This is a genomic window from Neisseria animaloris, from assembly GCF_900637855.1.
Classification (GTDB): domain Bacteria; phylum Pseudomonadota; class Gammaproteobacteria; order Burkholderiales; family Neisseriaceae; genus Neisseria; species Neisseria animaloris.
The window spans coordinates 1,801,756-1,824,893 of record NZ_LR134440.1 but is presented as its reverse complement, the minus strand read 5'-3'; the positions used below and the strand labels follow the sequence as shown (position 1 = coordinate 1,824,893).

Genomic DNA, 23,138 nt, shown 5'->3' with positions numbered 1-23,138 from the left:
CGCTTGTGCATCCGCACCTACGCTGTACCGCCGGCTTGTATGCCGTCGGGCTTTGAACGGCATCTTCCGAACGGCTTTACAAAAATTGCGCTTTCGCGGTCGAACGGCATGGCCGCATGCTATTTCCACTCCGCACAAAATTCCGCCCAATGCGGTTTTTCTTCAGCCAAGGTTTTCAAATAGCTTCTCACACGCTTGATTTCTATTTCGTACTCGTCAGCATCCAATGCACCGCTCATCATGCGGAAACGCAAATACATCAGATAGGTGTTGGCGGCATCGGTTTCACAGTAATCGCGGATATCTTTCAGATTACCGGCATGATAGGCATCCCACACTTTGCTGCCGTCCATGCCGAGTTTGCCGGGGAAGCCGCAAAGTTTGGCCATATCGTCGAGCGGCACGCTGGCGCGCGGCTGATAGAGGGCGAGCAAGTCCATCAAGTCGCAATGGCGGTTGTGGTAGCGGCTGATGTAGTTGTTCCATTTGAAGTCGCGGCTGTCGCCGAAATCGCCTTCGCCGGTATCCCAGTAACGGGCGGCAGGAATACCGTGGATAAGGGCACGGTAGTGCAGCACGGGCAGGTCGAAGCCGCCGCCGTTCCAGCTTACCAGTTGCGGCGTGTGGGTTTCGATAAGGTCGAAAAACTTGGCGATCATGGTTTCTTCGTCGTCGCTGGTTTCGCCTATGGTGCCGACGTGGATTTTATCCTGCCCCCAACGCATGCAGCAGGAAATCGCCACCACTTGATGCAGATGGTGCTGCATGAAATCATTACCTGTTTGGGCACGGCGTTTTTGCCGGGCAAACATAACCACATCGGCTTCGGCAACGCTGGAAGGCAGGCCGTATAGCAGGCGGATACCGTTTACATCGGGCACGGTTTCTATGTCAAATGCTAAAATCGGGGTCATGGCGGATGCTCCGTGATAGTTGCGGCATTGTGGCATGAAGTCGGGTATGCGCCAAGTATAGCGGAAAACCGCATCATGCTCTCCGGCCGTTGCGTTGGTTAAATCTAACGGGCATTGCCTTTTGATATGCGGGAGATTTTTCAGACGGCCTTTTTATTTGCTACAATCACTTCTCTGGTTTTGAAGCAGCTGCTCAACCTTACTTTACGGAACCCAGTTTATTTATGAAAAAATATTTAATCCATAGTTTATTGCCGCTGGCATTACTGCCCTTGCTGGCTTGCGGCCAAACACCGGTAAGCAACCACGGCAAGGCTTCCGACGCGCCTGCCGCATCTTCCGACATTAACGGCGCGATTACTGCCAAATTGGAAAAAACCTACGCCGGCCAAGGCCTGAAAGTGCAAAGCGTACGCACCACGCCGGTTACCGGTTTGTATGAAGTGGTGGTAAACGGCAACCAAGTCGTGTATGTCAACGAAAAAGCCACTCACATGTTGGTAGGCGATTTAATCGACATCGACACCCGCAAAAGCCTAACCGAAGAGCGCAACTTGGAGTTGAGCAAAGTCGATTTCTCCAGCCTGCCGTTCGACAAAGCCATTAAAGAAGTGCGCGGCAACGGCAAACTGAAAGTAGCAGTATTTTCCGACCCCGACTGCCCCTTCTGCAAACGCCTCGAACGCGAATTTGCCAAGATGGACAACATTACGATTTACAGCTTCATGATGCCGATTGCCAGCCTGCACCCCGATGCCGCCCGCAAGGCACAGCAGATTTGGTGCTCGCCCGACCGCGCTGCCGTATGGACGGCATGGATGCGCGAAGGCAAAATGCCGCCTAAAGTAGCCGACTGCGAAAACCCCGTTGAAGAAACCACCTCTTTGGGCGAACAGCTCGGCTTTAACGGCACTCCGGCCCTGGTTTTCCCGAACGGCCGCACCCAAAACGGTTACAGCCCGATGCCGCACTTGCAGGAAGCGATTGAGAAAAACCAATAAAGCCGTTGGTAACTTTACCGAAAGGCCGTCTGAAATGTTTTCAGACGGCCTTTACTTTAATATTCTCTTACATCCGACACCTGTTAAGCCGCACCGCATTCGGGTAAACTCTCCTCTATTATCCACCCGTCTGCCGCTTTCCCATGAACCCCGCTATCCCGCTCAAACAAATCACCCTTATCGGTGTCGGCCTGATAGGCGGTTCGTTTGTGCTCGATCTGAAACGCAAAGGATTGGTAGAAAAAGTGACGGGCATCGACATCAACAGTGAAAACCTCGAGCGCGCACTGGAGCGGAAAGTCATCGACGAAGCATTCACCGGTATTGGTGCGGAAAGTGTTGGCGAAGCGGATTTAGTCGTTATCGCCACACCCGTAGCTACCCTGCCCGCCGTATGCACCGCCCTCACCCCTGTGCTGAATAGCCGAACACTCGTTACCGATGCCGGCAGCACCAAACAATCCGCCATTGCCGCCTTCCGAAAATACCTGCCGAACCACCTGCCCCGCTGCATTGCCGCGCACCCGATTGCCGGTTCCGACCGCAGCGGCGCACTGGCCGCACAATTCGGGCTGTTCCAAGACAAAAAACTGATTGTCTGCCCGCACGGGCAAGAACATCCAGACGGCCTCGAACAAATAGAATCATTATGGCAGGCGGTGGGTGCACAAACCTACCGGATGCCGGCAGCCGAACACGATGCCATCTTTGCCGCCGTATCGCACTTGCCGCATATGCTCGCATACGCCTACGTACACCAGATTGCCGATCATTCCAACGGCGAAACCTATTTCAACTTCGCCGCCTCAGGCTTTCGCGACTTTACCCGCATCGCATCCAGCCATCCCGCAATTTGGACTGACATCTGCATGGCCAATAAAAACAGTTTGCTGGATTTGCTCGAAGGCCAACAACGCCAGCTTGCAGATTTGCACAAACTGCTCGAAGAAGGCGATGCCGTCGCACTTTACCGCTATTTTGCCGAAGCCAAGCAAGCACGGGATAATTGGCAGGCTTCGCAATAAAAAGCAGAGGCCGTCTAAAAAAATCCGACGGCACATCATCCTGTTCTTTAACTGCAACCGATTACGGAACCTCTCATCATGAATCTTTTCCGCAAAACCTTGTGGGGCATTGTATTTTTATCAGTGTTAACCACCATCGGCTCGTTTTATTCCCAATACGGCTTAGGGCTGAACCCCTGCGTACTGTGCATCTTACAGCGGTTGGCAGTGCTGGCCGTAGGCATAGCCGCTCTGCTTACCGCATTCGACCGGCAAACCGGCAAAACCAGCCGCACCGTCAGCGCATTGCTGGTCAGCATTCCCGCCGTTTACGGTACAGGCGTGGCAGTTTACCAGCTTTACCTCCAAAGCCTGCCGCCCGGTACCGCTCCCTCATGCGGCGCACCGTGGACATTCCGCCTGCGGGATTGGCCGCTGTTCGACTTGTACGAACCCGTTATCCGCGGCTTCGGTGACTGTGCCGTTCCGGATTATTTCCTAGGCGTACCCCTGCCGATCTGGAGCGTACTGTATTTCGGCTTCGTATTGCTGACCATATGGCTCGCATGGACAAAAACCCGTCCCTAAATGTACAGATGGCCTCAAGCGGGTTGCTTGAGGCCATCTGAAAAAACAAAACCGGCCCGAAAACCAAGCCGGTATAAAGCAAGATTCCATATCATTCCACCCACCTTTGCCATCGCGCAATATCGGCATTCCCCAATTGCCGCCATCTACCAACCATAGCTACGATAAACCTACTTCATTACGGCTCATCATACCCAACCTTAACCCGAATATCTCGAGCTTTCAGTAAGGTTTGGAAATACTCAAGCCCATCCCGAATATGACGAATGTTACTTTTTAAGCTGATTCACTAAAACTGTATAAGTCAAAAAACCACACTTACCTCTATCCCCTCAAAAACCCATTACCACATCGCGCATGCCGGCACACCCTGACAAAAATTGTTACATGACAGAAAAGTAGCCTCTGGCTACCGCGTAAGGGCAAAAATGTGACAAAAAACGGCATCAAAAAACGGCACCAAAATACAAACGGCACTTCCAAAATCTATTGTCATAGATAAATCTTAAAACTTAAATTCATTTAAATTAAATACTTATAAAATTTACTAACAAATCTTTACTAAATTGGCACACCCGTTGCTTTATACATAACATCCGCAGCAAGCCAAGCCGAAACAGAGCAGCGGCAAAAGCCCAAAACGGATAAGCTGTATATTCCTTCTTCTTTTGGTTGTAAAAAAGCAGTACCCGGGGCGTGCCCCAAAGAGCGCGCCCCGTATAACAAAAAAAAAACGTGCCAAGCACATTACGGTTTTATAACGGTTACATAACAATAGGTTTTATCAAAAACCAATTTATTCACTTTTTAAATTAAATTTTTAACTGGAGTTTTAAACATGAAAGCTATTCAAAAAGGTTTTACCCTAATCGAGTTGATGATCGTTGTAGCGATTATCGGTATTTTGGCTGCGATTGCATTGCCTGCTTACCAAGATTACACCGTTCGTTCCAAAATTTCTGAAGCCCTGATTTCTGCTTCTGCACCAAAGAGCCTGATCAGTGAAGCATTCCAAACAGATGGTTTAACCGGTGTGAAAAATGCTGCTGCTGCATATAATGCCAAATCTAAAGATGAAAAAGCCACTAAATATGTCGCCGACATGACAATTGGTGGAGGTAATGGTAACGGTGCTCCTGGTGCAGCTGATGGTGTAGGTGTTATTACTGTAACTTTGCAAGATGGGAATACCGCAGGTGGAGCTAGCTTCCCTACTGATGTACAAGGTAAAACTATTATTCTGACACCAAATGTACAGAAAAAAGCACTTGCCGCCGGTGCACAAGGTGCAATTGATTGGGCCTGTACCACAACAACTGGTGAAAATGCCAAAAATAGAGGCTTAACCGCGACTCTCAATGGAACTTTACCTGCCAAATACGCCCCTTCTGAGTGCCGTTAATATTGTTTTAATCTAATAAAAGCCCAAGAGCTTCATCTTATGCTCTTGGGCTTTTTTCTCAAAAAGGATACAGAAGCACATGCAAAAGAATAAGTTGGAAGCTTTTAAAATATTTCTAATGCAAGGTTTCACTTTGATCGAACTAATGATCGTTGTGGCAATAATAGGCATTTTGGCCGCCATCGCCTTGCCTGCCTACAGCGATTACACCGTACGCGCAAAACTTACCGAAAGCCTGTTAATGGCGAGCCAGCTTAAAACAACAGTCAGTGCAGCTTATACGGCAGGCGGTATGAGACGGGTAAGCTCGGTAGCTAAAAGCCATAACGCATTCCCGGATGTGGATAAACAAACCAAATATGTAGCTACCACCACGATCGACGAACAAACCGGAGCCATATCCATTCAAACTTCCGATTCCGATTCCCTGCCTTCGGATGCCCGCAATAAAACGCTGGCTTGGACACCGTTTATTGAAAAAAAACCTTTATCAGATGCTGTTAAAGTAGCCAGTATCGATTGGGCTTGTGCCTCCGATTCTGCAAAAACAGCCGGCGACCGTGGTTTTACCAATGTTAAAATGGGTACTTTACCCGCCAAATATGCCCCTTCTGAATGCCGTTGAATATTTTCCCAAATATTATGAACATTCCCGCTGCTCCAAACCGTTGGCGTTTTGCCGCCAAAGCCCTGCTTACCCATTTACTGATTTGCGCATTGATTGTGCTGCTGGTCAGCCTTTTAGTGTTTAAGGTGTGGTTTCCCTATCCTTATTATGAAATGATAGGCAGCCTGAAATTGATGGGGCTTATTGTGGCTGTAGATTTGGTATGCGGCCCTTTGCTTACTTTTGTGGTTGCCAACCCTGCTAAATCCAAAAACGAGCTCATTAGGGATTTCGGCTTGATAGGCCTGATTCAGTTGGCTGCACTATGTTACGGCCTATTTGCTTTGGCACAGGCCCGCCCGGTGGCTTTAGCTTTTGATAAAGACCGTTTCTATGTGGCAACTGCTGTACAAATAGAACCCGAGCGTTTGGCAAAGGCACCAAAAGCTTTCCAAAAACTGCCTTTATTCGGTATTTATCAAGTGGGAACTCGAAAACCCGCCAATGAACAAGAATTTTTTGACAGCATAAATCTTGCTTTTGCCGGCATTCCTTCCTCTACCCGGCCAGACTGGTGGCTGCCGCGCAAAGATGTAGAAGACAATATCACTAAAGCCAAGATTCCTTTGGCTTCTTTAATGGCTAAATATCCGGATCGTGCCCAAATTATCAATCGGCATCTGGGAAAGTTGGCACGAGACAGTACAAATTTATATTACCTGCCTCTTACGTCTGAAAAAACTTTGAATTGGATTATGGTGATGGATTTTGAGAATAAAGCAGTAGCTTATGTTCCTGTAGACGGTTTCTAAATCAATCGTTTTCTCAATCCCTCAACGGCCGTCTGAAAGGTTATTTCAGACGGCCTCCGTTATTCATGTTGCCGGACACTCCCTAAGCAGCTATTAGTCTTTGTTTTACAGTTTACCGCCCGGACCGCGTCGGTCCGTATCGTCCATGTATCCTTTATTGCTTCCTGCAATATAGCCGAGCAAAATACCGCCGCCGATTTTGCTGAACTCAATGGCAAAATCCATATGTTCGGTTAATACCGAAGTGAGTAACACAATCAAGCAAGATGCAACTACGATACCGATCAGGATAAACCGTATTTTCGTGGCACGGGCAAACATCATGGCTTCGTTAAGCCGTTTTTGATTTTTAGCTTCAATTTCGGCTAATGCAATTCTTTCTTCAGATTCGATTTTACGGCTTTCAAGTTGAAGCTCTTTGTATTTCAAATCAATATATCTTTGCTGACTTGCCAGCAATTCCTCTAGAGAATGGGTAATAACATTTTCAGTATCTGTTTTCGGCATCATTAAATCATTCATAATTCAGATTCCTGTTTCAGAAGTAAAGGTATAACATATCTGATTTTCGCCATCTTTTAAGTCGAATGGCCATACGAAACAAGCATATTGAGCTAAATTTTAATACAAATTCCTTTATTTTCAACCACTAAAGTAACAATATCAGCCATTTTATTTCATAGAGCTTTACTTCTAAACAATAAAATTATTTATATTTCATGCATTTACAAACAATCTTGTATATCAATAAACTTCTATGTAATTGTTGGTAATTGATGCTTCACGGCCAGTTTTATGTCTCAAACGGTAGCTCATTTTGCATAAAGAAACCTGATAAATGCTTTTCTTCTGAGTTACTGATTTTTGGCAGCAGATTACTGTACTTTTGTAGTGGTTACTTTGCTTACAATTATCTCATTATTTTTATATTAATAATATCCTTTGTAATATTATATCCTCATCAGAGGAGATAACCAACGGAAGGACAGAACTATGATTATGTAACATCCGTATCTGCATACTGCCTCTGTAAGGCTCACTGCAAATAAACTTTTTTATATTAGGCAATTAACTCGGATTAACGTATCATTCCACATTATATTTACAGCCAACCTACCTGGTTTTGGATGCCAATCTTCGGCTGACTGCCCAATTTCTTATAAAAATAAGGAAACAAACAATATCTTTGCCACCATTCGGATAAACGGGGGCTCTGTTTCTGCTTCTAACTAAAGAATTGAGCAAAATATAGTATGCCTGCAAATTGACATGTTATACCAGTGATTTACCCCCCTTGGCTATAGGCTATATAAAATCAAAAGGCCGTCTGAAAAACGGCTGAATAAACCAAACCTTCAAAGGAACACTCTCCATGACCGTTATCAAACAAGAAGACTTCATTCAAAGCATTGCCGATGCCTTCCAATTCATCAGCTATTACCACCCCGTCGATTACATCCAAGCCTTATACAAAGCATGGCAAAAAGAGGAAAACCCTGCCGCTAAAGACGCGATGACGCAGATTCTGGTCAACAGCCGCATGTGTGCCGAAGGCCACCGCCCCATCTGCCAAGACACCGGCATTGCCACCGTGTTTTTAAAAGTGGGCATGAACGTGCAATGGGACGCGCAAATGAGCGTGCAGGAAATGGTCAACGAAGGCGTGCGCCGCGCCTACACCCACCCCGACAACACTTTGCGCGCCTCGGTTTTAGCCGACCCTGCGGGCAAACGCCAAAACACCAAAGACAACACGCCGGCGGTCATCCACATGGAAGTGGTTGCAGGCGACAAAATCGAAGTAACCTGCGCGGCCAAAGGCGGCGGTTCGGAAAACAAATCCAAACTCGCCATGCTTAATCCTTCCGATTCGATTGTCGATTGGGTGCTGAAAACCATCCCCACTATGGGCGCGGGCTGGTGTCCTCCCGGCATTTTGGGTATCGGTATCGGCGGCACACCGGAAAAAGCGGCTTTATTGGCCAAAGAATCGTTGATGAGCCACGTCGATATTCACGAATTACAGGAAAAAGCCGCTTCGGGTGCGGAACTCTCCACCACCGAAGCCCTGCGTTTGGAGTTGTTTGAAAAAGTGAACGCGCTGGGCATCGGCGCGCAAGGCTTGGGCGGCCTGACCACCGTTCTCGACGTAAAAATCTTGGATTACCCCACCCACGCCGCGTCCAAACCCGTAGCCATGATTCCCAACTGCGCCGCCACCCGCCATGTGGAATTTGAATTGGACGGCTCCGGCCCCGCCGTACTGACCCCGCCTTCGCTCGATGATTGGCCGGACATCACATACAGCCCCGACAACGGCAAGCGCGTGGATGTGAACAACATCACCAAAGAAGAAGTGGCCACTTGGAAAATGGGTGATGTGTTGCTCTTGAACGGCAAAATTTACACCGGCCGCGATGCCGCCCACAAACGCATGGTCGATATGCTCAACAAAGGTGAAAAACTGCCGGTCGATTTCACCAACAAACTGATTTACTACGTCGGCCCGGTTGACCCCGTGCGCGACGAAGTAGTCGGCCCCGCCGGCCCCACCACCGCTACCCGCATGGATAAATTTACCCGCCAAATGCTGGAGCAAACCGGCTTGCTCGGCATGATCGGCAAATCCGAACGCGGCGCAGCGGCTTGCGAAGCCATTGCCGACAACCAAGCCGTTTATCTGATGGCCGTGGGCGGTTCGGCCTACTTGGTGGCCAAAGCCATTAAAGAAGCCAAAGTCGTGGCCTTTGAAGACTTGGGCATGGAAGCGATTTACGAGTTTGAAGTGAAAGACATGCCTGTAACCGTGGCGGTGGACAGCAGCGGAAAATCCGTACACGCCATCGCGCCGAAACAATGGCAGGCGAAAATCGGCATTATTCCGGTTGAGGCCTAATCGCAGCCCAACTTAACAATACAGGCCGTCTGAAACTTTTCAGACGGCCTTCACTATATAAGGAAATTCAATATCCGGCACAAAACGACAAACCTGTATCGCAGGGATTAATTTTTTCAGCCATATCTTCACATATCTTATCAAACAGCATGATAGGCTTATGCTAAATTATTGTTTATTTATATTTTTCCGGTAAAGTTTAAAATTATGTTGAAACCTGCCTTGCTATTGGCTGCTGTTGCCGCCATTGCCCTTCCTGCCGCTGTTGCGGAACCTCTGAATTACAACATCGTCGAATTTGCCGAGAGTGCTTCGCTTGAGATACCGCGCGATACTATGAGCGTGTTTCTACGTGTGCATGAAGAAGGCCGCAACCGAAATGCCGTTAATACGGCATTTATGAAAAAGTTCAACAGCCTGAACCGCAAAGCGGCAACCGGTAGCGGTTTTAAAACCGAATTGCTTTTCCGCAGGGCTTTTCCGCGTTATGAATACACCAATAACAAGCGTGAGCAGTCCGGTTGGGAAGAAGAAGCGCTTGTTAAAGTAACGGGTAAAAACTTCGATGCGCTCAATAAACTGATTGCTTCGGTACAAAACGAAGCCAGCCTCGACAATATCAAGTTCAGCGTGTCGAAAGAAAAACGTGAAGATGCGGTAGACCGAGCCAGCAAAGCCGCCCTGCTCCGCTTTAAAGACCGTGCCTCCACACTGACTAAAATAATGGGCTTCAACCACTATAAAATCGTCCACATTGATTTAGGGCAGATCGGTAACCGCTCCGCACAGGAAACCGAGCCGATGATGATGCGGTCTGCCAAGTCTGCCATGGCCGAAGATGTTTCTGCCCTGCCCGAAACCGCAAGCCCCGGCATGGAAGAAATCAGCATTACGGTGCGCGGTTCTATCCAAATGTAGTTTTTTTCAGACGGCCTTTGGTGCTTATGCCGTCTGAAGCAATTACCATTTATTCCATATGTATAAAATTTACCAAAATTGCGTTATAATTAATAACGTAACTTCCTAATTTTTAATTTGGAGTTTACTTCGATGAAATCACCAACTTTCCGCCTGTCCGCCCTGATGGTTTCCGCCGTCTTAGCTTTATCGGGCTGCACGTCCGTTGCCGATATAGTCGGCTACGATTCGGCCACTCTGAACGAAAGTGCTGCCAAAAGTTATACCCAAGTGATGCAGCAAGCCAAAAGCAAACGTATTTTGGACACTACTTCGCACACTTCGCGACGCATTCAAACCGTATTCAACCGTTTGAAACCCTATGCCGAGCAAGCTAACCAAACCGGTGTGCCGTTCCGCTGGGAAATGAGCGTGATTAAATCCGACGAATTGAACGCATGGGCCATGCCGGGCGGCAAAATGGCCATGTACACCGGCATGGTTGACCGTTTGAAATTGTCTGACGACGAAATCGCCGCCGTTGTCGGCCACGAAATGACTCACGCCCTGCTCGAACACAGCAAAAAAGCCATCGGCCAACAAGTATTAACCGGTTTGGCAGCCGATATCGGTGGTTCGTTAATCAGCGGCAAAGCGGGTGTAAGCAGCGATATTGTCGGCCTCTCTTCCAATATTCTCAGTCAATACGGTGTCAACATGCCTTTTTCCCGCAGCCAAGAACGTGAAGCAGATGCAGGCGGCGTACGTTTGATGGCTCAAGCCGGTTACAACCCGCAGGCAGCAATCACCGTATGGGAAAAAATGAACCGTATCAGCGACAACAACAATACTTGGAACGCCATTACGTCCTCACATCCGACCAATAACGCACGCATTCAGGCAATTCGCAATATGTTGCCCGAAGTGATGCCGATTTACGAGCGGAACAAACGCGGGCAAAACATACCCAAGCGCAACAGTTAAGATTTAGTTTTTAACCGGAAGAAGAAATAAGGCCGTCTGAAAGATTTTTCAGACGGCCTTCCGCTTGCAGATAATGCTCCGTTGTACTTCAAAAGGCTTGGCGGGCGATATGAAGTCGCTGCTGCGACATAAAAAAAGACGGCGCATTATTGAAGAGGCCGTCTGAAACTTTTCAGACGGCCTCTTCCCATCATCAGCGATTCCTCGTTTATAGCGTTCCCGAACCGTCAACTTCGATATTCACACGGCGGTTGGGTTGCAGGCAGTCGACTAATGCCCGGTGCGGAAGATCGTTACTGCATTGTTTTACCGGCACGGTATCTCCCAAACCCTGCGCACTCATTACTCCGGCAGGCACACCGCGCGAAATCAGATACCTGCGCACGGTTTCCGCTCGGCGTTCCGACAAAGCACGGTTGTAAACCGGACTGCCCAAGCGGTCGGTATGACCAATAATACGCACAGCCCTGATTTTATCAAAGTGTTTCACTTTGGCGGCAAACTCGTTCAGCTTGGTTTTTCCTTCGGCATGAATGTCTGCCTCGTCGCTTTTATCAAACGCGAATAACGCATCCGTATTCCATGAAACTTGCTGTGTAGATGCATCTGCTTTCCCGTTAGCCGGACAAACCGCATCTGTCGGATCAACCGCTTTCCAATGGAAACTGCGGGCGATTTTTTTGCGGTCGTAAATGATTTTGAATTGGCAAGTCGTTACATTATCCGTGCCTTGCCCCTGTGTGTGGAAATGGAACACATAATCCCATTCGCGCACATTAAACATACCTTCGTTGAAATGCGGGCGGCCCAAAAGTTTGTAAAACTGGTCTTTAGTCATACCTGCTTTTACCTGAGCCAATTCGTCCACAGTGGGGAAACTGCCTTTTTTATGGTCGAAGGAAGAAGAAATATGCCTCACATCGGGAAATACGGGGTTATCGGTGGTGCCGTCGCGTTTGACTATACTTTTGGTGGCACAGGCAGACAATACTGCCAACAACATCAGGCCCGCACCTGCTTGGATGATTTGTTTTGCTTTCATGTTTTTTCCTTGCCGTTTCAGACGGCCTTTGGTTTCAAGAGGCCGTCTGAAAACCTGATTTACCACTGATAACCCACACCTGCGGTTGCACCGTAGTGGCCGCGCGAATTGCCTGAAGCCGTACCTTTGATGATCCAGTTGCCGTTATCGGAAATGCTGGATACGCCCAAGGCATAGCCGCTTTCACCGCGATAAGTGCTGCCCGCAACGGCAACCATGCTCTTACCGGGCAAGTAAGCCTGCGGCAAACCGGCCATCGCCATCGCAGATGCCGTACCCGCATTGGCGCGGCGGCCCGTGTCTTCAATACGTTGGTTCAGATGGTTCCCTACCGCCATCAACTGGCCTACATTAACGGCATCGGTCGGAGCGGAACCTGCGCCTACGTTATGAATCACAACCGGCGCATTGGGATTGCCGCCAAGCAGTGTTACATCATTGGTAGCCTTGCCTCCATTGGTTTGAGTAGGTGTATCAGCATTGCTATATTGAACGATACCGGATCCGCCAGTTTTCACTTCTTCAATGGCTTTGTTGGTGTAGTAAAGCTGGCTGCCGTTGATAGCATCGGTGCTAGTTGCGGAAACCACACCCGCCGCTACGTTTTGGATCTGACGGGTTTGCCCGTCTTTACCCACGCTTACTACGCCGACAACGTCTTTCACGCCCGCCACATTGGCATCGTTTACCCCTCTGTAAGTATAATTACTGCCTTCTGCAGTTTTATGTACTTCAATTGCAGCAGATCCATTCCCTAATACCACAGAATTAGCAAGTGTTTGCGTTACCGAATTACCCAACACAAAGGTATTGTCAGTAATAACATTATTGTTGTTCCCCAGCGAATAGCTGTTGTTGCCGCTGATAGTGCTCGGGTCACCGATAGCACCTGAATTGCGACCAGTAACAATATTGCCGGTACCAATAGCCAAGGCGTTTTCAGCCAATGCTTTAGCGCCTTTACCGATGGCCAATGCGTTTTCAGAGTTAGCTGCCGCATTGAAGCCTACCGCTGTGGCAAACTTACCAGATGCGCTTGAATCTTCAGTATCATGAACGGCACCACCAATTTTCTGACCTGAATCGTCATTGGTATGGAAGTATTTGATACCGCCTTCGTTCATGTTTTTAATGGCCGAAATAACTGTATTGTTATCTGTAGCTGTCTGACCAGAGACATCGTAAGTGGTCAATGCCAACTTGCCATCTTTAGTCAATTCACCTTTTTCATTGGTATACAAGTTACCGTTATTATCTTTAGTACCCAAAATATTGTTGGTAACATTAGTAATGTTAACGACATTATTTTGCACTGATGCCAAATCTCCTACAGTAGCGGCATTATTCCATTGTTTGCTATTACTACCCTCAGCCTTGATCTCTTCAATGCTTCTACCTTCCAAACCACTCTTCAGACTGGTAATTTGCTGATTATTCATCACAATACCATTACTATTGATGATCGGGCCATCTGTAACTTGAACTTGTTTAACAGTAATGTTGTCGTTCAAGGCAACCTTCAAGCCTTCAGCAGTAGTTTCAGTACGAATATTGCTGCCATCACCAGTAACTTTGATCGTACTACCCAGTTTACGCTCAACGTTTCTACCGCTATCAGCCGCGAAAGTCAGCGGTTGGTTGACAGCATCACTGATACCTTTCAATGCTTCTCCTACATTTCCATACACTTTAGTCGTACTTTCCGCAGGATTACTGCCAGTTAAAGTATAAGTCGGAGCTGTTAAGTTGCCGTTGGCATCAACTGTTGCACTACCTCCCAAAGCATTAGCTATGTTTTGGCTCGCATTAAACAATTGAGTGCCATTTATCGCATCACGACTATCTGCGTGAACATTGCCTGCCGCCAAACCGGTAATTTTCTGGTCGTTGGCTTGGATGCCATTGCCGGTAATGTAGGTGTTGCCCGCTACACTTACGCCTTTATCATTTAACGTTACATGGTTGGCACCTTTGCCTACTTCAACACTATTAAAGGTTACGTCGTCTTTAGTGCCTATATTATAGGTAGTACTACCGTCAGCATTTTTCTCTGCAACAACCTTAATGTTTTTACCTTCTCCAACTTTATTGCTTGAAGCAGTAACTACCTCTCTCAGCTGCTTCAGATTCACTGCATCAGATTCAACCGTCGCATCAGCAACATTGGTAATACGTTCGCCGCCTGCATCAAAACCTTTAGCACTGACTTTACCTTTGAATACCGGTGCATCGGCAATCTGGATTTCTACTGTCCCATCAGTTACTACGGTACGGATATTATCGGCAGAAGATTCACCCTTATCGAAAGCACCTTTGATTTGCAACTTAGAACCCAGTTTTTGATCACTACCGCCCGCTACTGTTGTGCTGCTGCCATTATTAGTATTGCCGCTTACGATAATCGGAGCCTGCATAGTCATATTTAATTCTTTTAAGGCATCACCTACATTGCCAACTGTGCTAGCAACTGTACCATCCGCACGCAAAATGCTATAAACAGGATCTTTAATAGAACCGTCAGCACTTACTTTGGCGCCACCGCCTAAGGCTGAAACCGCTTTTTTCAACTGTCCCACATTCACAGCATCATTACTGTCTGTACCTGTTGCAACATTGGTTACACGGGTGGCAACGGCAGTTTGCGGGTCAACCGCATTCAGTGCACTAACAATGATATCGCTACCTTCGTAACGCGTATTGTCTTTTGCACGCAAAAAGTACGCCTTACCTTTCTCGTCTACTTTACGGATTAATTGCTCGTGAGCTCCGTTGACATAAGAGAACGGAGAATTGGCCTCCACCAACGATAAGTTTTCCACCTGCACGTCTTCCAAGGCTTTACGCAATTGGTTAACGTTTACGGCATCATTACCTTGCTCTCCGGCCGCCACTCCAGTGATTTTTTCATTGCCAACATCTAATCCTTTAGCACTGATTTTGCCTTTGAATTTCGGTGCATCAGCCAATTTGATGATAATAGTGCCATCACCATCGCTGCTGGTTAACAAATTATCTGACGATGATGCCCCCGCGTAATTACCTGCTTTAATTGTTAAGGTTGTGCCCAATACGCGTTTACTGTCTTTACCATTATCGGCTCTGAACGTAATCGGTTTCACGATCTCATCATTCAAACTACCCAAGGCCTCCTGAACCGTACCGACTGCCTGTTTCTGTGCGCCATCTGCTGCTTTAGTTGTAAACGACGGTGCAGTATACATGTTGTCAGTCGAGTTATAAGCCCCTCCCAAAACCTGCATACTGCCGTAAGCGATATTGTTGGCATCTTTTAACTGTGCCATATTCACGGCATCAGTATCTTCAATACCGGCGGTTACACCAGTAATTTTGCCCGTGTTACCCGCATTGATAGTTACCTTACCAAACTGTGGGCTTTCTGCCAGCTCGATAGCCATCATGCTATCAGTACCCACTTTTGTACGGATATTTTTATCTGAAGCACTTGCCATTTCATCCAACCCGCCTCGAATGGAAAGTGTATCACCCAGCTTTTTGTCAGCATGACCACTGTTGCCCGCAAAGCGAATAGGTTTTTGGATTTCTTTGCCGATATTATCCAATACCCCTTGAATAGTCGATGCGGCTGCATATCGATTGCCATCCGATTTAGTAACCTCCCATTGCGGTGCAGCTGGCAGGCCCGTGACAAGATCTACTGGCATGCCCAATGCTTGTATAAAGGGTTTCAGTTGAGAAACATTTACAGCATCGCTGTTCTGTTTACCTGCAGCCATGTTGGCAATTGTTTGATTATTGGCATCTAACCCTGCGTTGCTTACATATACTTTGCCGTTTACCTTCACGCCGTTGCCATCCAACGTAACGGCATCGTTTCCCTTGCCGGCTACTACGCTGTCAAAGCTGGCATGATTGCGCGTGGCAATTCGGACAGTTTTGCCGTCTTGGGTAAGTTTGATGTTTTTACCGGCATCAATAGTAAAGGTTTCACCTGGTTTAACAGCAGTCGATACATTGCCGCTCACTTCACCTTCTGAGACTGTGGTGTAAAGCTGGAAGCCTTGAGCGATATGTCTTACAACATCATCGACATTGGTTTTCCCCGTACCACCGATATCTCTTGAAATAATCGTGCCATCAGGCTGCACAGAAGCACTGCCACCGAATACATTTTTAATGCTGTCTGCAATACTGCGAATTTGGCCACCGTTAACTGCTTCTCGGCTATCTACTTGAATTTCGCCCGAAGAAATGTTACTGAGCTTTTTGCCACCTGCATTAATACCTGCTTTGGTTACGGTAGGGCCATTTTTGATGGTAAGGCCATCTGAACCCAGTCTATGTCCTGCAGCAACAGTAATGCTGTCAACGCTTAGATCTCTCGCTAAATCGAAGTTCACAATATCGGATGCAGCGGTTTTTTTAATAACAATATTCTTATCATTATTAGTCAAATCCACTGTCTCACCAGGAGCAACAGTGCTGCTGTTTTCACCTTGTGCAGTCAACTCCCAGCCTTTATTTACAGCATTCTTAACTATGCGGATAGCTTCATCAATATTGCTTGCACCTGTATCACCGATGCTGGCATTGATGTATGTACCGCTTTTGGGGTTGTAAACAGTCTGGCCACCAATGATGTTCTTCACACCGTCGCCCTGCGCATAGAACTGGCTGCCGTTAACTGCTTCTTGGCTACCGACTATTACGTTGCCTGCTGCAACATTAGTAATTTTATTCCCCCCATTGTTAAGGCCGTCTGAAGTAAGGCTTACAGCCTGTTTGGCTCCAATAGGGGTAATTTTCACTCCGTCATTATCTATAACGGTATTGCCCGCAGTGACGCTACCTGCCCTCCCCAAATTAATATTTTCAGCAAGTTTAACTGTCAGCCCGCCATTTACATCTCCGGTTATCCCAATATTTTTATCGGTCAGATTGCCCGTAGCTCCGCCTTTTACAGCAAGCTCGCTACCTAGTTTGCGTGCAACTTTCACGTCGTTATTGTCACCAACGAAGGTCAATGGTTTGACTACTTCAGTATTCAATGCACTTAAAGCAGAACCGACATCTTTATAGTTGCCGCCATTAATCGTGTACTCAGGCGTATTTATAGTACCATCTGGATTAACTTTGGAACCGCCACCCAAAATAGAGGCAATACTGTTTGCTGTGTTGTGCAACTGACTGCCATTAACTGCATCGTTGCTGTTTGCCGCCACATTGCCTTTAGCCACATTAGTAATAGTTTTACCACCTGCATTGATACCGTCTTTACCATCAATTTTTACTTCGCCTAAAGTTATGCTGTTTGCAGTTAGATCATCAGCAGTAGCAACGGTTAAATTAGTACCATCTTGAGTAATCTTGATATTCTTGCCGTCTTTAAAGGTTACTGTTGCACCTGGTGCCACCTTTTGAGCAGCCGATTCATTAGCTTGAACATTCCAGCCTTGACCGGCTAAAGTCTGCACTTTATCCAACTGACCTTTATTGACAGCATCATCAGCAGCCTGACCTTCTGCTACTTTGGTGATCTTCTTTCCACCATTACTAAGGCCATCTGAAGTCAGACTGATGACATCGCCGTTTTCAGGTTTAACGGTTACCCCTTTATTATCCACAACAGTTTTACCTGTTGTAACGCTGCCCGAATCTCCCAAATTGATGTTTTCTATAAGCTTAATTTTGATTTGATTATTTTCAGCAATGGTGCTGATATTTAAGTCTGCTCCTTTAATAGCAATGGTTTGGCCCAATTCACGTTTGAATTGCGCCCCTTGGTCGCCAGCGAAGTTCAAGCCTTGATTGATTTTCTCGGTATTAGCTGTAATCACCTTAGTGTTTTCGGCAATTTTTCCTAAGCTGTTTTCAATTGTCTTAGTATTTTCAGCAATTTTTCCTGTATTGGTTTCAATCAATGCAGTATTAGCACCAATTTTATCGGAGTTGGTTTTAATAGCTTGAGTATTATTAGCAAGTTGGTTCTTGTTTTCGGCTACACCAGCTTTGCTCGCAGCAATATCATTTTTCACTTCATCAGCCAGCTTAAAAGTAATTTGGCCATCTGATGCAGTAGTTATAATTTCTCCAGCCGTACCTTTAAATGCAGTAGAAGTATTTTGCAGGTTGCTACCAGCACTGTTACCATCAGCAGTATATTGAAAACGAATGTTACTGCCATCATTTTTAGCTAAAGAAGAAGTATCTATAGATAAGTCATAAACCTTAGCTCCGTTTTTATCAGTTTCAACAATTTTTACGCTATGGTCATCAGAGTTAATTTGTGTACGTACACCATCGACATAAGCCTTATTGGCAGCATCATCGTTTTGTATAGGAGTCGACACACCACTGATACGCCCATTACCCTCATCATTGATTTTTACATTACCAAACTGAGGTGTATCAGCAATTTGAATATCAATCTTACCTTCTGACACTACAGTACGAATGTTACTGTTACTTGACGTTTGACTCACATTAGTAAGGCCACCTGAGATCTCCAAATTGTTACCTAATTTACGAGCAGTACTGTTACCACTATTGCCCGTGAAAGTAAGTGGTTTAATCACTTCTTGATTCAGATTCTGCAACGCTTGTTCCACATTATTAGCAACATCATAAGCTGAACCATCTGTTTTATTAATTGTGTAGGTAGGTGCGACCAAGCTACCATCTAGCCTAACCGCTGCATTCCCGCCAAGATAATTAGCTGTGCTAGCAGCCAATTTATCAATAGACAGCTGGGTAGCATACAGTTGACTACCATTTATAGCATCTGTACTGTTTGAATTAATCAAACCTGCCGCCACGTTGGTAATAGTACGTTCTCTCCCCACCTTGCCTATACTTACTGTAGAAATAGGCATAACTCCGGCAAAACCACTATATTCCAAATTATTAACTTTAGCTTTATGTCGATTGGTGTTATCTACATCAGCAGTCTCAGAATCACTACCCAACGCAACTGATAAAGCATGAGTAGCATTGGCTCCGTAGCCAACAGCTAACGCTTGACGAGTGGTAGCACTACTGCTTGCCCCTAATGCAATACCATCTTGATCACCTGTAACTTGAGCTCCATTACCAATGGCCAAAGCATTACGTCCTTGTGCACTCGCCGCTCCACCAATAGCAATGGCAGGGCCATAGTTTTCAGCTCTTATATTTTTTCTATCAGCTTTTGCAGAAGAAACATTACCAACTCCTTCTGCAATAGCATTTTGCCCAATAGCAATATTCCCACTCTGCACTGCCCGAGCAGAAGTACCGATTGCTATACTGTCATCCTTCTCTGCTCGTCCTTGAGAACCAATGGCAATAGCATTTTTACCATTGGCTTGCGTATTAGTTTTACCATCAAATTCAGTAATTGCTCTATTTGATACTGAAGAGGGAATAACATGAGCACTACCGATAGCAATAGATTGATGGCCATTTGCTTGAGCAGAGTGTCCCATTGCCAAACTGCCTTTTCCTCTTGCCCAAGCTACTGTACCAATTGCCATTGCATAATCGTCTGTCGCAGCAGCTTGCCGCATCATCGCCAAAGCATTAAATCCTGATGCCAAACTCGCCGTACCAATTGATGTGGCCCCTGTATTAATCGCCTTAGCAAAACTTCCAAATGCCAGCGATGAACCACTTCTTGATTGTGCATAATCTCCAATGGCAATATTTCCATAACCTTGTACTCCGACATGACCCTTTGTTGCCGCATTGGCATATCTTCCAATTGCAATTCCTTCTGCAATAGTTTTTGCAGGAGAATAAAGTTTCCCACCAGCTTCACCTGATCGTGTCGGGTCTGCATAAGATAAATTCCCAGGGTTTTTATAATTTAATATGCTAGCACCATTTCCTTTATCATCAACTTGTGCAATTTCTGCACCACTGTTATCAACAACACCATCTTTTACAGAACTAAAAGCAATGGCCGCATAAGCATTACCCGAAAAACTAAAAGTCATACAAACTAATAACGGAATAACACGCAATGATGCTTTGATTCTCTCAAAACGTTTGAAACTCCTATTTATATCTCTGCTACCTCCTGCAGGCTTTCCCTTTGCGTTCTCAATTTCCGAAACTGCGACCCATGCCCCTAAAGCCTCATTCCAAATACTGCGATAATTCTTATTCATAATGTGCTATTCCTAATTAATTTGTATAAACCAGCATATCTAAAAATTTCAAACTGACATTTATTGTCACTTAACGACAAAATACAACTTTGGTTTTAATACCTTAAATAATAATATTTCAAGATACATAAAAACCGCTTATACATTAAAAAATCCGACTATCAATATATCCTTGCTTTAAATATTCGTATTTTTACGTTTCTTAAAAAAATTATTCAAATATAAACATGCAATTTCAATGCCAAAATCGTAAGTCTATCGATAAATATTGAAAAATTATTCTTTATTCATATTCATTATGAAAATTCAAAGTATTAGCAATAAATCAAATGTCATTTCCTCCAAAGGAAAACCATTACCTTAAAAACAATCCGACCCAACATTGATAAGTATTTCAGGCGGCTTCTGAAAAAAACGTTTAAATATTACATATGAAGCAACATCCAACTCTCCAAAACAGCACTCCGACAGAGGTTCAAAAAAACATCAAAACGTGAATGCCTTTAAGTTGCCTCCCAAAGTTTCTCCTTCTAATGCAAAGAACCGTAAACATCAAATAGATAAGTAATGCAACAGGTAAAAAGAAGTACAGGAGGTTGCAGGGGAATCGGCAGATGTTTAGCATGCAGCCATCTCGGTAAACGGTTGCATTCTGCAATCTATAGTCCGAAGAGAAGGAGTTTTTTATGAAAAAACCCAAAACCATGCTGCTCACCGGCATCATGGCTTTGTTTTCAGCCAGCGTAATGGCTGCGGAACTGCCGGGCGAAATCTACAAGCCTCGCGGTGCAGAAGTGGTTAAGGCAGATGCTCAGGATAATGGGGAGTTTGAAGCGGAATTCAGGCTTCACGGAAACGGCGACAGCGTTAAAAACTTGGCCGAACAGGTACGTGCCCATGCAAAGCGGCATGGCTTCAGCGTAATCGAAGCCAAGGTAAAATCGGGGGATGCGGATTTGAAATTCAAGCGCCGTAATCAGGAATTGGATGTGTCTATCGAACAGATAGAACAAGGTATGATTCAGTATAAGGCTGATCTCGATACCAATAAGCCCCAAGGATCAGGCCGTTGATGTTGTCTTGCACCGAATCGATGAGGCCGTCTGAAACCGTGTTTTCAGACGGCCTCCCACCAAGGCGGCTTTGCGCAAACCATGCGTTTCGCGTATGATTACAGGCAGCAACAAACGATAAAAACACTTTTGCAACCGGCTTTCAAAGCTGAGATTCGGTTGCAAAAGTATTTTTATATTCAGAGAATGATTATGTTAACAGGTATCCCTTTACCTAAAGACACCGTTCGTCCGCCCGAAACGGTGTTGGTCAATATCACGCCGCAGGAAACGCGTGTGGCGATGCTGGAAGAAAACAATATCTGCGAGCTGCATATTGAGCGTAACAGCGGCCACGGTTTGGTCGGCAATATTTATTTAGGCGTAGTCCGCCGCGTTTTGCCGGGCATGCAGAGTGCTTTTATCGACATTGGTTTGGAACGTGCCGCTTTCCTGCATATTGTCGATGTATTGGAACAGCGGCGTAATCCCGAAGAAATCCAGCGCATCGAGCATATGCTGTTTGAAGGCCAGTCGGTATTGGTGCAGGTGATTAAAGACCCGATCAATACCAAAGGGGCCCGCCTTTCCACCCAGATTTCTCTTGCCGGCCGCTTTCTGGTGCATCTGCCGCAAGAAGAACATATCGGCATTTCCCAACGCATTGAAGACGAAAGCGAACGCAACGGTCTGCGTGACCGTCTCAACAACCTGCTTCCCGAAAATGCCTGCCGCGGCTATATCATCCGCACCAGTGCGGAAACTGCAACCGATGCCGAATTGCAGGCAGATATCGATTATCTGACCAAAGTATGGGAAAACATTCTGCACCAATCCAAAACCCAGCCGCCTGAAACGCTGCTGTATCAGGATCTGCCGCTCAGTTTACGCGTATTGCGCGATTTGTTCAGTGAAAACACCCGTGAAATTCTGGTCGACTCCAAAGAAAATTATCTGCGTATGCGTGAATTCGCCGAGCAGTATGTGCAAGGAGCCACGGATAAAATCACCTTGTTCAAAGGCGAGCGGCCGCTGTTTGAAACCCATAATGTCGAACAGGAAATCAACCGCTCACTGCAACCGCGAGTCAACCTCAACTTCGGTAGCTATCTGATTATCGAATCCACCGAAGCAATGACTACGATAGATGTGAATACCGGCGGGTTTGTTGGTGCGCGCAATTTTGAAGAAACCATTTTCAGAACCAATCTCGAAGCCTGCCACACCATCGCCCGCGAGCTGCGGCTGCGGAATCTCGGCGGTATCATCATCATCGATTTTATCGATATGCTGTCGGAAGAGCACCGCGAAGCCGTGTTGCAGGAGCTGGCCAAAGCCCTGAGCTTCGACCGCACCCGCGTTACCCTCAACGGCTTTACCAGCTTGGGCTTGGTCGAGCTAACCCGCAAACGCACACGCGAAAATCTGAACCAAGTGTTGTGCGAGTCCTGCCCTTCCTGCCAAGGCAGAGGCCGTCTGAAAACGCCGCAAACCGTGTGCTATGAAATCCAACGCGAAATCGTGCGCGAGGCCCGCCGGTATGATGCGAAAAGTTTCCGCATCCTTGCCGCACCGAATGTGATCGATCTGTTTCTCGACGAAGAGTCGCAATCGCTTGCCATGTTAATCGACTTTATCGGCAAGCCCATTTCGTTGGCGGTGGAAACGGCTTATACACAAGAGCAATACGATATTGTGCTGCTGTAAAACCACAGGCCGTCTGAAAAATGGTTTTCAGACGGCCTGAAACATTCCTCCGCCGATGGCGAACCCCATTCGGCTTTCAACTTTCTAAGCCTTCCGTCTGGTGCTA

The 23,138-nt window shown here is 46.4% G+C and carries 14 protein-coding genes and 2 pseudogenes; 11 read left to right on the top strand and 5 right to left on the bottom strand.

Annotated elements, in window-relative coordinates:
- Positions 1 to 119: 119 nt before the first annotated feature.
- On the bottom strand, positions 120 to 914 hold the full coding sequence (locus EL216_RS08580; protein WP_085390953.1) for a 3'-5' exonuclease: 795 nt from the start codon (positions 912 to 914) through the stop codon (positions 120 to 122).
- A 224-nt stretch (positions 915 to 1,138) separates the two neighbouring features.
- On the opposite strand from EL216_RS08580, the gene EL216_RS08575 reads away from it, so the two are divergent.
- The 6 genes from EL216_RS08575 (at position 1,139) to EL216_RS08550 (ending at position 6,328) form a co-directional block, all read left to right on the top strand.
- Complete coding sequence (locus EL216_RS08575) at positions 1,139 to 1,915, top strand: DsbC family protein (protein ID WP_085390952.1); 777 nt, start codon at positions 1,139 to 1,141, stop codon at positions 1,913 to 1,915.
- A gap of 143 nt (positions 1,916 to 2,058) precedes the next feature.
- Entirely contained in the window at positions 2,059 to 2,940 is an 882-nt protein-coding gene (locus EL216_RS08570) for a prephenate dehydrogenase (protein WP_085390951.1), read from the top strand.
- 78 nt (positions 2,941 to 3,018) lie between these two features.
- Positions 3,019 to 3,507: a disulfide bond formation protein B gene (locus tag EL216_RS08565; RefSeq protein WP_085390950.1), complete on the top strand. Its 489-nt coding sequence runs from the start codon at positions 3,019 to 3,021 to the stop codon at positions 3,505 to 3,507.
- 838 nt (positions 3,508 to 4,345) lie between these two features.
- Complete coding sequence (locus EL216_RS08560; RefSeq protein WP_085390949.1) at positions 4,346 to 4,909, top strand: pilin; 564 nt, start codon at positions 4,346 to 4,348, stop codon at positions 4,907 to 4,909.
- A 79-nt stretch (positions 4,910 to 4,988) separates the two neighbouring features.
- Entirely contained in the window at positions 4,989 to 5,534 is a 546-nt protein-coding gene (locus tag EL216_RS08555) for a pilin (protein WP_085390948.1), read from the top strand.
- 17 nt (positions 5,535 to 5,551) lie between these two features.
- Complete coding sequence (locus EL216_RS08550; protein WP_126300857.1) at positions 5,552 to 6,328, top strand: fimb protein; 777 nt, start codon at positions 5,552 to 5,554, stop codon at positions 6,326 to 6,328.
- A gap of 105 nt (positions 6,329 to 6,433) precedes the next feature.
- On the opposite strand, the gene EL216_RS08545 is transcribed toward EL216_RS08550, so the two are convergent.
- Positions 6,434 to 6,850, bottom strand: coding sequence for a hypothetical protein (locus EL216_RS08545; RefSeq protein ID WP_085390946.1), 417 nt, complete (start codon positions 6,848 to 6,850; stop codon positions 6,434 to 6,436).
- Positions 6,851 to 7,700: 850 nt separating this feature from the next.
- Between EL216_RS08545 and EL216_RS08540 the strand changes: the two genes are divergently transcribed.
- The 3 genes from EL216_RS08540 to EL216_RS08530 all read left to right on the top strand — a co-directional run bounded on the left by EL216_RS08540 (position 7,701) and on the right by EL216_RS08530 (position 11,105).
- The gene (locus EL216_RS08540; RefSeq protein ID WP_085390945.1) at positions 7,701 to 9,224 is read left to right on the top strand and encodes a fumarate hydratase; all 1,524 of its coding nucleotides are present in this window, start codon (positions 7,701 to 7,703) and stop codon (positions 9,222 to 9,224) included.
- A gap of 207 nt (positions 9,225 to 9,431) precedes the next feature.
- Positions 9,432 to 10,142, top strand: coding sequence for an SIMPL domain-containing protein (locus EL216_RS08535; RefSeq protein ID WP_085390979.1), 711 nt, complete (start codon positions 9,432 to 9,434; stop codon positions 10,140 to 10,142).
- A gap of 132 nt (positions 10,143 to 10,274) precedes the next feature.
- Positions 10,275 to 11,105 (top strand): M48 family metallopeptidase, encoded by an 831-nt coding sequence (locus tag EL216_RS08530; protein ID WP_085390944.1) that lies wholly within the window; start codon positions 10,275 to 10,277, stop codon positions 11,103 to 11,105.
- A gap of 208 nt (positions 11,106 to 11,313) precedes the next feature.
- On the opposite strand, the pseudogene EL216_RS11335 reads toward EL216_RS08530, so the two are convergent.
- The 3 genes and pseudogenes from EL216_RS11335 to EL216_RS08520 form a co-directional block, all read right to left on the bottom strand.
- Positions 11,314 to 11,595 (bottom strand): annotated as a pseudogene (locus EL216_RS11335) (OmpA family protein); the annotation flags it as partial.
- A gap of 132 nt (positions 11,596 to 11,727) precedes the next feature.
- Positions 11,728 to 12,147: pseudogene (locus EL216_RS11330) on the bottom strand (outer membrane protein assembly factor BamE); the annotation flags it as partial.
- A 59-nt stretch (positions 12,148 to 12,206) separates the two neighbouring features.
- Complete coding sequence (locus EL216_RS08520; protein WP_085390942.1) at positions 12,207 to 20,273, bottom strand: YadA-like family protein; 8,067 nt, start codon at positions 20,271 to 20,273, stop codon at positions 12,207 to 12,209.
- Between the two features lie 686 nt (positions 20,274 to 20,959).
- Between EL216_RS08520 and EL216_RS08515 the strand changes: the two genes are divergently transcribed.
- Both EL216_RS08515 and rng read left to right on the top strand, forming a co-directional pair.
- Positions 20,960 to 21,346 (top strand): hypothetical protein, encoded by a 387-nt coding sequence (locus tag EL216_RS08515; protein WP_085390941.1) that lies wholly within the window; start codon positions 20,960 to 20,962, stop codon positions 21,344 to 21,346.
- A 192-nt stretch (positions 21,347 to 21,538) separates the two neighbouring features.
- Positions 21,539 to 23,032, top strand: a complete 1,494-nt coding sequence (rng, locus tag EL216_RS08510) for a ribonuclease G (RefSeq protein WP_085390978.1) — start codon at positions 21,539 to 21,541, stop codon at positions 23,030 to 23,032.
- Positions 23,033 to 23,138: the final 106 nt, after the last annotated feature.

Coding starts and splice junctions, on each gene's coding strand:
- EL216_RS08580 (WP_085390953.1), bottom strand. CDS start 914: ATGACCCCGATTTTAGCATTTGACATAGAAACCGTGCCCGATGTAAAC.
- EL216_RS08575 (WP_085390952.1), top strand. CDS start 1,139: ATGAAAAAATATTTAATCCATAGTTTATTGCCGCTGGCATTACTGCCC.
- EL216_RS08570 (WP_085390951.1), top strand. CDS start 2,059: ATGAACCCCGCTATCCCGCTCAAACAAATCACCCTTATCGGTGTCGGC.
- EL216_RS08565 (WP_085390950.1), top strand. CDS start 3,019: ATGAATCTTTTCCGCAAAACCTTGTGGGGCATTGTATTTTTATCAGTG.
- EL216_RS08560 (WP_085390949.1), top strand. CDS start 4,346: ATGAAAGCTATTCAAAAAGGTTTTACCCTAATCGAGTTGATGATCGTT.
- EL216_RS08555 (WP_085390948.1), top strand. CDS start 4,989: ATGCAAAAGAATAAGTTGGAAGCTTTTAAAATATTTCTAATGCAAGGT.
- EL216_RS08550 (WP_126300857.1), top strand. CDS start 5,552: ATGAACATTCCCGCTGCTCCAAACCGTTGGCGTTTTGCCGCCAAAGCC.
- EL216_RS08545 (WP_085390946.1), bottom strand. CDS start 6,850: ATGAATGATTTAATGATGCCGAAAACAGATACTGAAAATGTTATTACC.
- EL216_RS08540 (WP_085390945.1), top strand. CDS start 7,701: ATGACCGTTATCAAACAAGAAGACTTCATTCAAAGCATTGCCGATGCC.
- EL216_RS08535 (WP_085390979.1), top strand. CDS start 9,432: ATGTTGAAACCTGCCTTGCTATTGGCTGCTGTTGCCGCCATTGCCCTT.
- EL216_RS08530 (WP_085390944.1), top strand. CDS start 10,275: ATGAAATCACCAACTTTCCGCCTGTCCGCCCTGATGGTTTCCGCCGTC.
- EL216_RS08520 (WP_085390942.1), bottom strand. CDS start 20,273: ATGAATAAGAATTATCGCAGTATTTGGAATGAGGCTTTAGGGGCATGG.
- EL216_RS08515 (WP_085390941.1), top strand. CDS start 20,960: ATGAAAAAACCCAAAACCATGCTGCTCACCGGCATCATGGCTTTGTTT.
- rng (WP_085390978.1), top strand. CDS start 21,539: ATGTTAACAGGTATCCCTTTACCTAAAGACACCGTTCGTCCGCCCGAA.